Annotated in this window: 9 protein-coding genes and 1 riboswitch; of the genes, 1 reads left to right on the plus strand and 8 read right to left on the minus strand. The window is 39.6% G+C overall.

The window, feature by feature from the left end:
* Positions 1–53: 53 nt before the first annotated feature.
* The 8 genes from EO125_RS08640 to EO125_RS08675 all read right to left on the minus strand — a co-directional run bounded on the left by EO125_RS08640 (position 54) and on the right by EO125_RS08675 (position 13,433).
* Positions 54–803, minus strand: a complete 750-nt coding sequence (locus tag EO125_RS08640) for a hypothetical protein (protein ID WP_127148541.1) — start codon at positions 801–803, stop codon at positions 54–56.
* A gap of 692 nt (positions 804–1,495) precedes the next feature.
* Positions 1,496–2,938 carry a [FeFe] hydrogenase, group A gene (locus tag EO125_RS08645; RefSeq protein WP_127148542.1) on the minus strand — a complete coding sequence of 481 codons (1,443 nt, stop codon included), beginning with the start codon at positions 2,936–2,938 and terminating at the stop codon, positions 1,496–1,498.
* Positions 2,939–3,254: 316 nt separating this feature from the next.
* Complete coding sequence (meaB, locus tag EO125_RS08650) at positions 3,255–4,439, minus strand: methylmalonyl Co-A mutase-associated GTPase MeaB (protein WP_127148543.1); 1,185 nt, start codon at positions 4,437–4,439, stop codon at positions 3,255–3,257.
* Between the two features lie 128 nt (positions 4,440–4,567).
* Positions 4,568–6,751 carry a methylmalonyl-CoA mutase gene (gene scpA / locus EO125_RS08655; protein WP_127148544.1) on the minus strand — a complete coding sequence of 728 codons (2,184 nt, stop codon included), beginning with the start codon at positions 6,749–6,751 and terminating at the stop codon, positions 4,568–4,570.
* Positions 6,752–8,926, minus strand: a complete 2,175-nt coding sequence (locus EO125_RS08660) for a methylmalonyl-CoA mutase family protein (protein ID WP_127148545.1) — start codon at positions 8,924–8,926, stop codon at positions 6,752–6,754.
* Positions 8,927–9,234: 308 nt separating this feature from the next.
* Positions 9,235–9,411: riboswitch (cobalamin riboswitch) on the minus strand.
* Between the two features lie 276 nt (positions 9,412–9,687).
* Positions 9,688–10,623 carry a LysR family transcriptional regulator gene (locus EO125_RS08665; protein ID WP_127148546.1) on the minus strand — a complete coding sequence of 312 codons (936 nt, stop codon included), beginning with the start codon at positions 10,621–10,623 and terminating at the stop codon, positions 9,688–9,690.
* A 253-nt stretch (positions 10,624–10,876) separates the two neighbouring features.
* On the minus strand, positions 10,877–12,238 hold the full coding sequence (gene dcuC / locus EO125_RS08670) for a C4-dicarboxylate transporter DcuC (RefSeq protein ID WP_127148547.1): 1,362 nt from the start codon (positions 12,236–12,238) through the stop codon (positions 10,877–10,879).
* Between the two features lie 34 nt (positions 12,239–12,272).
* Positions 12,273–13,433 carry a M20 family metallopeptidase gene (locus tag EO125_RS08675; protein ID WP_127148548.1) on the minus strand — a complete coding sequence of 387 codons (1,161 nt, stop codon included), beginning with the start codon at positions 13,431–13,433 and terminating at the stop codon, positions 12,273–12,275.
* Between the two features lie 476 nt (positions 13,434–13,909).
* Here EO125_RS08675 and metF point away from each other — a divergent pair, with 476 nt between their 5' ends.
* On the plus strand, positions 13,910–14,788 hold the full coding sequence (gene metF / locus EO125_RS08680) for a methylenetetrahydrofolate reductase [NAD(P)H] (protein ID WP_127148549.1): 879 nt from the start codon (positions 13,910–13,912) through the stop codon (positions 14,786–14,788).
* Positions 14,789–14,905 lie beyond the last annotated feature (117 nt).

A 14,905-nucleotide genomic window follows, 5' to 3' on the forward strand; every position in this document is an offset into this window, starting at 1 on the left:
GCTCACTTACTTTCATCCATTTAATTGCTTAGAGCATTTATTTCTTAAAGAGTTTACACAAAATTCTTGACAGTACCAATATCATAATGTCTGAGTTCTACACTATTATTAACGGCATATACAAATTCATTATAATTCATAATCTCTTCTTTGCTAGAAAAAGGGAACTCCTTATCTTCAATAGTATATATCTGCTTCTGCTTCAAATCTATAATCAGAATGCCAACCTCAGTATATACATACACATACTTAGATTGAATCCTTATATATTTCGGATATGTTAACAAACGATGTTGCGTTATATCCATTAACTCTCCATCATATCTAAAAGGTAAATATGTTAACTCTGATACTATATCTTCACTAGCAACTGTTTGTTCTGAATATTCCTTCATCCACTTTTCCCAACTCTGTTTCCTGTATTTTGAAAGTAAAACCTCACCTCGTTCGGCAGAATACTCCCTTGTCCACATTCTTTCAGAATAAGTCCCATCATAAGTTTCAGAATACACTAAAGTTTCACCTAAAAAAATATAATATCCATCAAGGGTTACCACTAAGACCTCATTATCATCCTCACTGTAATAATCTAACACTGACTGTAAAACAATCGCATTATCACGATTCCTAACTAAAATTAAAGTCCAATTTTTATCATCCCAAGTATGTGTATCTTCCACCTTATAATACTGAAAGTCATGTACCACATCATTACTAAGCATATAAAATATGCCCCCAACAAGAATAGAACAGAGCAACAACAAAATGCCACAAACCGTTAGAACTATCTTAATAACCTTCATTAGCACCTCACAGTTTCAATCAGACATCATCACTCTAAATACAGTAGCAGTCATCCAAACTAATATGTCCAACACCATTTAGTTACATTCTATCATAACTACTATCCATTCCCCTAGAATTGATTCATAGAACACCTAGGAGCGACCTATTGGTAAATACCATTAATGCAGAAGAGTACGGCATATTCCGGAGCAAACCTGCCGAGGATTAGTTTGTGGAGGAACGTTCCGCACCCCCCACCCTATAATTGCCCTCATTCGTAGATTATCTTTGTGGCGGTCCACTACATTAGACAACCCCAGAAGAGCGGAACATGTGCCGAGCAAACATTACCCATAGTAGCCTGTGGGTACTATGTCTAAATTAAGCTAACCTAGAAAAGCGGAACATGTGCCTGAACAAACATTATGAAATACCGTTTGTGAAGGTATATGTTCCACTTTTCCATCGTTAAGAGCATCCCCCAGGCTACAAAGGAGAGCGTGGATATATGTTCCGCTCTTCCCTTTGCCAATTAGCACTCCGCCACCAGATGGAATAGAATAGAAAAGACTCCTATGGGATGATCCCCATAAGAGTCTTTTCGTCTTGCAGTATGTTGTCATGCTTAGATGACTATATAATAACTTCGTTCAGCAGCAAACCAACTTACACATTCGCTGACTCACCGGAGTTGAAGTTACTAACTAAATTATTCCGGCTTTTTAAATTTTGGAGATGTTGGACATGTTTCAGGAGTTACATCTTTGCGAGCACCTAAATCACCGCTACGATCTACATACGTAGTATGTAACAATTCATGCGCAATATGTCCTAATGGTTTTTCTAAGAAATTAGCGTATGCATCTTTAATCTCAGGATTTTCATAAGAAGAACGGAGTTTCATATTGGAATCCCAATTATAAAGACCTTCAATACGTTCACCTTTTACTTTATTGGCAACAGGTAATTTTGCACGTGGTTGTCCACCACCACCGATACATCCACCTGGGCACGCCATCATTTCGATGAAGTCGTATGTTTTACCAGATGCTTTCAATTCATTTAAGAAATCACGGATATTTTTACCACCATGGCAAACAGCCACATTCAGCGTATGTCCACCGATTTCTACAGTTGCTTCTTTCACACCGTCCATACCACGTACATCTGTCAAGTTAAGAAGTGGAGCTGGAGATGGTTCATCGCCAGTGATGAATTTATAGGATGCACGCATAGCTGCTTCCATAACACCACCAGTATTACCGAAGATAACACCGCCACCAGTAGCAGCACCGATGAATTTATCATAGGCAGAATCTTCTACTGCGGCAAAATCTAATTCTGCTTCACGAATCCATTGTGCAAATTCACGTGTAGTGATACAGATATCTGTATCTGGACCTAAATCTTCACCAGTGAAACGAGCTGCATTATTTTGCTCAGGACGACGAATTTCTGCTTTTTTTGCAGTACAAGGAGCTACAGATACGGATACAATTTTCTTAGGATCAATATTCATATTTTTTGCAAAATATGTTTTTACCATAGCAGATTCCATAGCAATACAACTACGAGCTGAAGAAATATGTGGTACAAATTCTGGGAAGAAAGTTTCACAGAATTTTACCCATGCTGGACAGCAGCTAGTAAATTGTGGCAATGGACCTGTGCCATGTAATTTACGTTCTATTAATTCGTTCGCTTCTTCCATGATAGTTAAGTCCGCACCGAAGTTGGTATCTACTACATAGTCAGCACCTAACGCACGAAGAGCGCCTACCATTTTACCTTCTTGGTATGTACCAGGTTCAAATCCAAATTCTTCACCGATGGATACACGAACAGCTGGTGCTGTTTGGATAACTACGATTTTTTCTGGATCTGCAATGGCTTCTTTTACTTTATCTAATTCTGTACGTTCGTACATTGCACCAAATGGGCAAATTACCGCACATTGACCACATTGGATACAAATAGGATTATCTCCGGTTGCTTCCAAATCATAGTAATCAAGCACACTCATAGTATCAGCACATGCTTTACGACAAAGAGTACAGTTCTTACATTTTTCTAAATCATGAATAATCGCCACATTATCCTCAGCGATAGGGGCACGGCGATCAAGATGTTGGAATCGACTTTCGAAACTCATTATTATGCACCTCACATAGTGTAAACAATACTAGTTATGTATTCATTAACTTTCCGTCATATTATAACAAACTATTCAGCCTTGTGGAAATAAATAATTGGTCCATTTATTTCCCTATTCTTTTAAGTTCTAGTAAAATTTTATGCATCCATTTAGAATACACATTTGTATTGTTTTTGTGTTACTTTTGTCACATATATAGATTTTTATTATATATTTTTCATCTTATATCTTTCAAAATCCATATACCCAAAAAACTACTAGGATTTTACCTAAATACGCAGAAAACAGGAGAGATTCCTCTCCTGTTTCGTATTTATTTCAGCTCAAATAATGGGGTGTTCTTTGCTTGATCCCCCAAGGCTGTTTGTGTGAAAGTACTAATAAATTGTTGTACTGCCAATGTAGGAGTTAAACGTCCCTCAATAACTGCATCTTCAATGCCTCCACGGCAAGATACAATTTCTGGTGCACGATAGAACAAGTTTTGTAAATGTTCTTCTACCATGGAATATACCCACGATAAGGTTTGATCGCGGCGACGCGCTTGTAGCACTCCATTGCCTTTACATTGTTCCATAAATTTTTCAATAACACCTTGCCACAACTCCATGATGCCATCTCCTGTGTAAGCAGAGCATGTGTACGCATGGGTCGTCCATTGTTCCGTCGCATCCCGAATGAACCATAAAATACGTTCGTATTCTTGGCGAGTCACTTTGGCACGTTGCAAGTTATCTCCATCGGCCTTATTAACAACGATGGCATCTGCCAACTCCATAACGCCTTTTTTCATACCTTGCAATTCATCCCCAGCACCAGTCAACACAACGAGCAAGAAAAAGTCTACCATGGAACGCACTGTGGTTTCACTTTGACCTACCCCTACGGTTTCTACTAAAATCGTATCGTAGCCCGCGGCTTCACATAGGAGCAATGTTTCTCTACTTTTACGAGTCAAACCGCCCAAAGTACCACCTGATGGAGATGGCCGAATGAATGCATTTGGCTCCCGTGACAGTTGCTCCATTCGAGTTTTATCCCCTAGGATAGATCCGCCAGTCACAGTACTAGATGGATCCACCGCAAGAACCGCTACTTTATGACCGTTTTGACATAGCTTTGTGCCTAGCGCTTCAATTAAAGTAGATTTACCAGCCCCAGGCACCCCTGTTATCCCTACACGGGTAGATTTACCTGTATAAGGTAACAAGCGCTGAATGACTTGTTGTGCCATTTCAAAATGAGCTGCTGCATTACTTTCAATTAATGTGATGGCACGGGATAGAATCATACGATTACCAGCTAGTACCCCTTCCACATAGTCATCAACGGTCAATTTTTTCCGTTTTACCACCTTAGGAGCTACCGGCTTTTGTGGTGCATTTATATTTGCATCCATCCCATCATGACCACCATCCACACCACGCATAACGCGGCATGCAAATTTATCATCTTTCTCCTCAGGAACCCAAGAAGGCTTATAGGTATCATCACTCATAAGACACCCTCCTTTCACCGATTCGAATATGACAAACACGCAATCAGTAGCCAGCTACAAAGTAGCACTATGGCACTGACTACGTGTCATGTCTTACCTATTTATGAGTTTAGAATCATCTAATCAGATTATTCTTCCTCATCTAAGCGTTCGTCTAATAATTCGAGAACTTTTTTAGCGCAAACTGGAATGATGGTACCAGGTCCAAAGATTGCGGCTGCACCATGCTCATAGAGATAATCATAATCTTGAGCTGGAATAACGCCACCGATAACAACCATAATATCTTCACGGCCTAATTTTTTAAGTTCTTCACACAATTGAGGCATCAATGTTTTATGACCTGCTGCCAAGGAACTCATACCTACGATATGTACGTCATTATCTACGGCATCTTTCGCTGCTTCTTCTGGAGTTTGGAATAAAGGTCCGATATCTACGTCATAGCCCATATCTGCGAAGGCTGTAGAAATAACCTTAGCTCCGCGGTCGTGACCATCTTGACCCATTTTCGCTACGAAAATACGAGGTCGGCGACCATGTTTCTCTTCAAATTTTTCAGTCATGCTGCGTACTTCTGTGATTACATCGTCATCGCTGAATTCGCTGCTGTATACACCAGAAATAGAGCGAATGATCGCTTTATGACGGCCACATACTTTTTCTACTGCATCAGAGATTTCACCTTTAGAGGCACGAGCACGAGCTGCTTCTACGGCTAATTCAAGCAAGTTTCCTTCTCCTGTTTCCATCGCTTTTGTAATGGCATCCAAACAGCTACGTACTTTGTTATTGTCACGATTAGCACGCAATGTTTTCAATCGTTCGATCTGTGCCAAACGTACAGCTGTATTGTCTACTTCCAAAATATCTAATGGATCTTCTTTATCAAGGCGTAAGTAGTTAACACCGACGATTTTTTCACTACCGGAGTCAATGTGCGCTTGGCGACGAGCTGCCGCTTCTTCGATACGCATTTTTGGAAGACCTGTATCAATCGCTTTAGACATACCACCCAAGGCTTCAACTTCTTGAATATGAGCCCATGCTTTGCGGATCAATTGGTTTGTTAAGAATTCTACATAGTAAGAACCGCCCCATGGGTCGATAACTTTACATACATTCGTTTCATCTTGGATATACAATTGCGTATTACGAGCAATACGAGCTGAGAAGTCTGTAGGCAAGGCAATCGCTTCGTCAAGAGCGTTCGTATGCAAGGATTGCGTATGACCCAAGGCTGCTGCCATCGCTTCGATACAAGTACGAGTAATGTTATTGAATGGATCTTGTTCTGTTAAAGACCAACCAGATGTTTGGGAGTGCGTACGCAATGCCATAGATTTAACATTTTTCGGACCAAAGGATTTAACAATTTTAGCCCATAACATACGACCTGCACGCATTTTAGCAATTTCCATGAAGTAGTTTTTACCCATTGCCCAGAAGAAGGATAAGCGCGGTGCGAACTGGTCAACTGTAAGACCTGCTGCCACACCTGTACGCAAATATTCTAAGCCGTCAGCCAATGTGTAACCTAATTCGATATCCGCTGTAGCGCCTGCTTCTTGCATGTGGTAACCGGAAATGGAAATACTGTTGAATTTAGGCATGTATTTGGATGTATAGGCAAAGATATCACCAATGATACGCATAGATGCTGCTGGTGGATAAATGTAAGTATTACGCACCATGAATTCTTTCAAAATATCATTTTGGATTGTACCTGCCATAACGGATTTATCTACGCCTTGTTCTTCACCAGCTAAGATATAGAAGGCCATAACTGGTAATACGGCGCCGTTCATTGTCATAGATACAGACATTTGGTCCAATGGAATACCAGAGAACAAGATTTCCATATCCAAGATAGAGTCTACCGCAACTCCGGCTTTACCAACGTCACCCACTACACGAGGATGGTCGGAGTCATAGCCACGGTGAGTAGCCAAGTCGAAGGCGATAGACAAACCTTTTTGACCTGCCGCTAAGTTACGACGATAAAAGGCATTGGATTCTTCCGCTGTGGAGAAACCTGCATACTGACGTACTGTCCAAGGACGTTGTACATACATTGTGCCATATGGTCCACGAAGATACGGAGGAATACCCGCTACATATTGTAAATGGTTACATTGATCATAAATGGAGGCATCATACACAGGACCCACATCAATTTGTTCCATAGTACGAATGAAGTTGTCATCATAGGACTTGCCAGTTTCAGCTTGTAATTGCTCTTTCCATGCATCTAAATCGGATGCTTTTGGGCTAGCAGCTGTAAAAGGAATATTTCTAAAATCCGGAATCATCTACATCATTCCTTTCTCGCGTTGCATTGCTAATAATGTTTGATAGCAATTGGAGCGTACACTAATATAATCATCCATGCCTGCTGCATCGCAAAGTTCTTTCAACTCTGGAGATGGAGCCCCTGCCAAGAATACTTTCATAGTTGGGCGAGCAGCTTTGATTGCTTTTGTCACTGCTGGTGCCAATTCTGGATATGTATCATCAGTGGAACATACAATTGTCACATCTGCATTCGATGCTAAGGCAGCTGCTACCGCTTCGTCTACAGTTGGGAATCCATCATTTGTAAGCACATCAAATTCAGCTACTTGCATGAAAGAAGTAACGAAATCAGCTCTCGCTTTATGTTGAGGAATCGGACCCATGTTAGCCAAGAAGATTTTAACATTGTCCCCATTATGTGTGTCTTTGAAGTTTTCAGTGCGCATACGCAATTCTTCGTATTGTTCTGTCCAACGATGGGATAGAATTGCTTTCACTGTCACACCTTCACTGCCATCTGCTAAGGCTTCAAAAACTTGTCCAAAGCTAGCGCCCGCTACTAATGCAGTATACGCAGCACTTACCAAAGAACCAATTTCACTGAAGTCGGATTCTTGTAGTTTTTTTAGAGCTAATTCAGCTACATCAGTTGTACCCACATTAGCTAATGCTGCTACACGAGCTTGGCGTAAGCCCTCAAAGTCTACCTCTGGTACTTCTAGTAATTCTTCCGTCATATTTGGATACATGTTACTACCAACGGCACGATCTTTACGAGTTGCCAAGTTTTTAAAGCGGCTTTGTAAAATAGCATCCACGGCTTCTTGCGTTTCACCAGATACTAATGTTTCTAAGATGCCACCTTTACCTTCTAATTCTTGGAACAATGCCCAAGATTTTTCAGTCAATTCTTGTGTCAATGGTTCTAAGTACCAGCTACCACCGGCAGGGTCAACTGGTTGAATGAAGTTGAACTCTTGTTGCTCCATGATTTGAATATTACGAGCAATACGACGAGAGAATTCATCACTTGGACGAATGCAGCCATCAAGAGGTCGTACAAACATACCATCCATACCACCTACTACTGCGGAGAAGGATTGAGAACCAGCACGTAATAAGTTTACATATGGGTCGAATACTGTTTGTGTGAAGTGAGATGTACTTACGAACAAGTTAATTTTCTTCGCTTCTTCATCACCGCCACAATGTTCAATAATTTGGGCCCATACCATTTTTATAGCACGTAGTTTAGCTATTTCCATGAAGAAATTAGCGCCTACGCTCACATGGAAGCGAATTTGTTTTGCAAATGTGTTCACATCAATGCCACGGCGTTCCATCTCACGTAAATATGTGACAGCCGTAGACATAGCAAAGCCCAATTCTTGTACGTCATTGCCACCGCCATTATGGTATACATCTGTATCTACCAAAACTGTGCGCAATTGTGGTGCATGTGCCGATGCCCAAGCAATGGTATGTGCCATATCATCGAAATATTCATCCATAGGGCGTGGTAAATGACCATCTTGTGCCAAAGTACCAATTGGATCTGCCCCAATCATACCGGACAAGGATTTCACATCCACCCCTTGAGATTCGCAAAGTGCATGTAAGGCGGCCGCCCAGCATACGCTACTAGCACCTGTACGAATATCTAATTCTTTTGTAGTTAAGTCCATGCCTTTTAATAAAGCTTCCACTTCTTCTACAGTAGACAAGGATACCCCTGCGTCAGCTACATCTTTAGCTTCAGCTTTCGTAGCATCTTGTCCTTTCCGTGTAGCACTGTCCAGTGTGAAACTGATAGCTGTGCTACCTTTATCTAATTCAAATTGTAACATGTCATGCATGTCAGCAATTGTTTTTCCGTCACAACGTTGTGCAATTGTCCAAGGTGTATGGATATATCCACTAGCTTTCGCACCCCGTAAATTGCTATCACGACCAGGATATGTCAAGTTTTGAGTCAATCCCTCTTGGTCGCTCAACCAATACATTGGTTGTAAAGTAATTCCTTCGTATGTTTTTGTATACATACTTTTTTGGAAATCTTTCCCTTTCAAGATACCTTCTACCGTCGTTTTCCACTCCTCGTAGGTAGGGATAGAAAACTCATCAAACGATACATCTGGTAGCTCAAACTGTTCTTCGTGAACTTGTGGTTCATGATGCTTGTCTTGTCCCATAGTCTAGCTTCCTTTCTCTGACCACATAGGCATACGTTCCCTTACTCAAACCACTTTTCTAGTGAGATTACCTCATCATAGAGATTCTAATAGCTTATGTAATCGTTGCAGCTCTCATAAAAATAAAATAAACAATTAGAAACTGGGTATACCCTACCCAACCCTATAACTCATCACCCTACCTAGTCTTTTACTGAAAGATATAACTATCATTCATAAAAGAAAAACCGTTTTCGATTGAAAACGGTAGGTTATGATTTAGCGTATGCACTTAGCGCAAAACCATCTCTACCCGTCTCTCGCGGATCTAACGACATGCTTCTTACGGCAGTTCTTCTGACTCAGGATCTTCGCTACACTTCGCCTTCCCAGTTTCCCAGTGACGTTACCTGAAGTTTCGCTCCCCTTTACAGCGGCGGGACCGTGTTGGCTTTTCACCAAGCTTCCCTATTAAGCCTCGCGGCACCAGTAAGGCGAATATAAAGTTATACCTTGATTATAAACTGTTTTCTGAAAGAATAGAACGGCATTTATAAACTATAACAACATTTCACGTTGACATAAATTTTAGTTATTATAAGATACCTATATTGCATTTTACAACCTTAACAACGTACTACTTAGCATCTATCTCATAATAGACCATCTATTCATTACTAACGGTTATTTACTACATAATCTATATTTATTCTCAATATAAAACAGAGGTACGCCTACACTAGCATACCTCTGTTCTATTACTTCTATTCTATTACAAAAGCTTATTTCTTTTTCCATTCTATCACTTCAAAACCATAGTTACGAATATGTTCTTTCAATAGTTTTAAATATTTTTTCGCAATGGGACTTGGCTCTAGCATATGTGGCATTAAATACCCCATAGTCATCGTATCTTCTACATCTAGAGGAATGGCGATGATTTTATCATCGTTTAACTCACGGCTCAAAATACCAGAACTAATGGTATATCCATTCAAACCAACCATTAAATTGAAAATAGTAGCACGGTCAGATACTTTTATGGTCATTTTTCTGTCCAAAGTACTTAAAATTTCCTCTGAAAAATAGAAGGAATTGTCTTCCCCCTGATCATAGCATAAGTAAGGGAAATCCTCTAGCTCTTCCAAGGTAATTTTATCTTGCTTCGCCAAAGGATGCTCGCGGCACAAAAATACATGCGGTTCCGCTTCAAATAATGGGTAGAACGTCAATTTATACTCTTTAAATAACTTCTCCATCACTTGACGATTAAAATTATTCAAATACAAAATACCTAATTCACTTTTGAAAGTAGCTAAATCCTCAAAAATATTTTGCGTTTCTGTTTCCCGTAAACCAAATTGATATTCATCAGTATCTACACTTTTGATAAGTTCTACAAAGGCATGCACCACAAAGGCATAATGTTGAGCAGAAATAAAGAAATGTTCTTTTCGTTTGGTATTCAATTTATATCGTTCTTCTAATAACTGAATTTGATCTAGTACTTGTCGAGCATAAATCATAAATTCACGCCCATCATGGGTTAAGGTTACCCCTGATTTAGTGCGCAATAATAGCTGAACACCCATTTCGTGTTCTAATTCTTTCACCGCATTGGATAAGCTAGGTTGGGATAAATATAATTCCTTAGCAGCTTCATTAATTGATCCTTTTTCTGCAATTTTTTCTAAATATTGTAATTGTTGTATTCTCATTTGTATTGGCCTTTTCTATATCTATCACGAAGTGCATCTATTTTTCATTGCTTTCATAGGAATGAAAAACCTAACGAGTAAAGTATACACACTTACACGTTAGGCACTTCATGTTGTTAACGTTTCCACATATCAACCCCCAATGGGCATGAGTCTTGTACACTTATCATACACAAAAGACCACTCAACGTCAACATTTAATTTCTATCTAATTGTCTAGTAATTAACATTCCTTCCATTCGACATTCATCTATTAATGGAATATTAAAATACAAATTGTGGAGGTAATGAATGTAATTAATACTGGCACTGCAGTTCGTTTTACTAAGTCAAAACTAGAAATATTTGCCACACCAGCTACGGCAATCATAACCGCACTAATTGGGCTCAATAAACGTCCTACAGAGGCCGCATTTTGCATACCTAGTAACATCGTAATCGCATTACCACCTAATTCTTTAGCAAAATTTGGCACTAATGGCGAGAATGCAAACATAGATGCTACACCAGAGCCCATGACAATGCTCAATACTAGGATAATCACAGATACGATAACACCCACTATATCTGCTTGAATAGAGAATGTTTTAATGAATGCTACGAACTCATTGACAATCCCTAAGGATGTCAAACCGAATGCAAAGGTTTCCCCTGCTACAATCAACGTTACCGTATTGGTAAATTGGTCCCCCATACCTTTAAAGAAAGTTTGGATAGACGCAGCTACTTTTCGGAAATCACGGAATCGAATCAATTCAAATATCATGGCGATAAATAAGCTTAGGAACATAGCCAAGTTAACATTCATCTTAATGCCTGCAATACCATATTTACTAAATCCTAACATAAATACAAGTGGCAAGAATGGCAATATTAAATACGCAAGAGGTCCTACTGCTACTGTTTCTTGTGGTTCTGCATGTACAACTTCGGAAGGAACATGACCGGATTTTTTATCCATGTATTGTTGCCATATGTAATGCGCAATAGCTGTCACAATACCACAGATAATGTATACTTTCAATTGATAGCCTACGAAGTATTCTTCTACACCTAAGCCCACTGTTTTAGATACTAATAGGCTTGTAGCAGAGGCTGGTCCAATATCCAACAAATGACCAGTGGCTACCGCTGCCGCTGCCCCTACTGGGCTTACGCCTAAACGTACCAAAATAGGGAAGATGGTCACCATCATCAACATCGCTAGACCAGATGCACTTGGGATTACCAAGGACATAAACATATTTAATAAAAATGTTAAAGATAATACTAAATAAGGAGCTTTCATCGCTTGCAAGGGTTTTATCGCAGTTGTAACCAAGCGAGAGCTAGCACCAATATGATCCATGTATTTAGCAAAGCCAGTACATGTCATAATCATGAGACCCAACCCTGCTGCATCCTTTGCAGTGGTATTATTAATCCACTCAAAAGCATCAAAGAACATCATCCCTGTTCCTTTTTTCGCATCCACAAACTCCGTTGTATAGCCAAAGAAATACGCCCCTAGCATCATGATTAAACCGCCTAAGAGCAATACTGTTTGTGCTTTAAACTTTTTTATTACCAATGTGCCTGCGCCCAAAATTACAATAGCGCACAACAATAAATTCATAACTACTTCTCCTTTACCTATGAAGATAGGCTAATTAATAATTTGCTTTCGACTGTTGAAAGTCTTCTTGAATCTGAGCGAGTAAACCTGGTGTGGTGAGAATTTCCTCTATTGTAAGAGCAATCCCCTTAGCTCCGTACATAATAGCATCCTCTGCTAATTGAGTTTTTCCATTATCTAGCCATTCTTGAGAATGACTAGTCACACCTCTACCTACAAATTTAACCCGTAAACAAGCTCCTGGTACGCGGAACGTAACACTGGAAAAGTCAGTAGAACCAGTTACCTTTCTTGGTTCTGAAATGTCTGGAGCGCCTACGATTTCCGCATTCTTTAAGAGCAAGTCATTCAAACTTTGCACATTGACCTTGTTATCATAGGCTTTCACTTCGTCCCATTCCATAGTAGCTCCCACTTGCAAGGCAGCCCCTTGCGCTACTTGTTTCACGCGCTCCACCACTTCATCTAAGCGAATGCGACTAGAGGAACGAATATACCACTGTGTACACGCATAGTCTGGAACGATATTCGCTGCCTTACCACCATCTGTAATAATCCCATGCATACGTACTTCTGTAGGTACATGCTCACGCAGGTATTCCATACCATTAAAGAATAACAACACTGCATCCAAGGCACTAATGCCTTTTTCTGGAGCAATCGCTGCATGAGCCGATTTGCCATGGAACTTAATATTCACTAAATTAAGGGCCAAGGACTTGCCATCTACCGTTGTAGAATCACTGCCATGCATCATGAAAGCCACGTCTAAATCGTCAAAAACGCCTTCTTTTGCCATCACCAATTTACCCGATGCCGTTTCCTCTGCTGGTGTTCCATAGACCACCAAGGTAGCTGGCACTTGCAGGGTACGACGTAAACCAATGGCTGCTGCACAGATGGAAGGACCTTGTAGGTTATGCCCACACGCATGACCTAAGCCTTCTAAGGCATCATATTCGCAGAGAAGCCCAATTTTGGGTCCTCCTCCTTGCACATGGTACACAGCACGAAATGCGGTTTGTAAACCACTCACTTCACGATCTACAGTAAACCCTTCACTTTCCAGTAAATCTGTTAATTTACCATGGGCTAAAAACTCTTCATTCCCTAGTTCTGGATGGTCGAAGAAAAAATCATTTAATGTTTTCATGGATCCTCGCAAGGATTCAATTTCTTCTAGTAATTGACTCATCACTATCTCCTTTCTTGCACAACATGTCCAACCACTATCATCGTATTCAATGACATACCTTCTACACCTAAAAGAACCATGGCGGACAAACCTATCTCTTTTGACTCTCTTACCTACGTAGTATAAAAATGTCGGACTTATACTATTTCAGAGTATGCAAAACATCCTATAACCAATTGGTATATCTCGCATTCCGAATACTTCTATTATAACGATTTCTACTGAAAGTTCCAATACATATGGCATGCCATTCCCCCGTTTTCCCTATGCTAATTTCATATGCATACCTCTAAATTCTTACTTTCATTACATATCAATTTTTATGATTTTATGTAAGTCTTCAATTTCTACTTACAATTTAATACATCCAGTTTTATAGTTTATACCTATAACATAATATATATATTAAGAATTGGTCTATATAGAAAAAAGTTGGTATTATAAATCCATGTTTGATTAGTAGAAAGGAACCAGCCATGAGCGAAACTATACAACAAAAACGACCAACATTATCTTACGAAATATTTCCTCCTAACACGCAAGTAGGAGATGAAAAAATTATTACTGTCTTAGACGAATTAAAAAGCTTAAAACCAGAGTTCATCTCTGTTACCTGTAGTAATAAACAACGTAATATTGAAGAAACAACAATCAAGTTGTCCAACTATGTACAAAATACATTGCATATTCCGACAAAAGCTCATTTACCAGCCATTTATTTATCTAAAGAGCAAGTGCGATCCGTCATTGATCAATTGGATCAACTAGGTATTCATAAGCTACTAGCACTTCGGGGTGATATTTTAGAAGATTTACCACCAGTAGGAGACTTTAAATATGCTTCTGAACTCGTACATTTTGTAAAAGACTATGCTCCGCACTTTCAAATTTCTGGTGCTTGCTATCCAGAAGTACATCCAGACTCCCCCAACCAATTACAAGATATTAAATTCTTAAAAGAAAAAGTGGAGGCTGGTTGCGAACTATTGGTGACACAGTTTTTCTTAGATAACAATGTATTCTATGACTTCCAAGAAAAATGTGCCTTAGCAGGAATCGATGTGCCAATCTTAGCAGGTGTAATGCCTATCATCAACCGTAACCAAGCATTGCGTTTATTAACAAGTAATTCTACCTCTATTCCACGCAAATTCAAAGCCATTTTAGACAAATATGAGCATGACCCAATCGCTCTTCGTGACGCTGGACTTGCCTATGCGTTAAATCAAATTGTAGACCTTGTAACAGAAGGCGTATCTGGTATTCATTTATACACAATGAACCAATCTAATACTGCTTTGTATATCGAAAATGCAGCACGTTCTTTATTTAGTTCACCTATTTACGAGATCTAGCATACTATCTCTAGGGATGTACAAATCCCTTCACGTACACGTACACTTATACCTCTCCCATTCTATGCATTAGAAGAAGGCTATATAACTGTGCATTGTATAATTTACATCATGCAA

Source organism: Veillonella sp. VA139, from assembly GCF_003992005.1.
Taxonomy (GTDB): domain Bacteria; phylum Bacillota; class Negativicutes; order Veillonellales; family Veillonellaceae; genus F0422.

What these genes read in the sequence shown, in the direction of transcription:
- EO125_RS08660 (WP_127148545.1), bottom strand. Translation starts at nt 8,926, where the DNA reads ATGGGACAAGACAAGCATCATGAACCACAAGTTCACGAAGAACAGTTT.
- EO125_RS08645 (WP_127148542.1), bottom strand. Translation starts at nt 2,938, where the DNA reads ATGAGTTTCGAAAGTCGATTCCAACATCTTGATCGCCGTGCCCCTATC.
- scpA (WP_127148544.1), bottom strand. Translation starts at nt 6,751, where the DNA reads ATGATTCCGGATTTTAGAAATATTCCTTTTACAGCTGCTAGCCCAAAA.
- metF (WP_127148549.1), top strand. Translation starts at nt 13,910, where the DNA reads ATGAGCGAAACTATACAACAAAAACGACCAACATTATCTTACGAAATA.
- EO125_RS08640 (WP_127148541.1), bottom strand. Translation starts at nt 803, where the DNA reads ATGAAGGTTATTAAGATAGTTCTAACGGTTTGTGGCATTTTGTTGTTG.
- dcuC (WP_127148547.1), bottom strand. Translation starts at nt 12,238, where the DNA reads ATGAATTTATTGTTGTGCGCTATTGTAATTTTGGGCGCAGGCACATTG.
- EO125_RS08665 (WP_127148546.1), bottom strand. Translation starts at nt 10,623, where the DNA reads ATGAGAATACAACAATTACAATATTTAGAAAAAATTGCAGAAAAAGGA.
- EO125_RS08675 (WP_127148548.1), bottom strand. Translation starts at nt 13,433, where the DNA reads ATGAGTCAATTACTAGAAGAAATTGAATCCTTGCGAGGATCCATGAAA.
- meaB (WP_127148543.1), bottom strand. Translation starts at nt 4,439, where the DNA reads ATGAGTGATGATACCTATAAGCCTTCTTGGGTTCCTGAGGAGAAAGAT.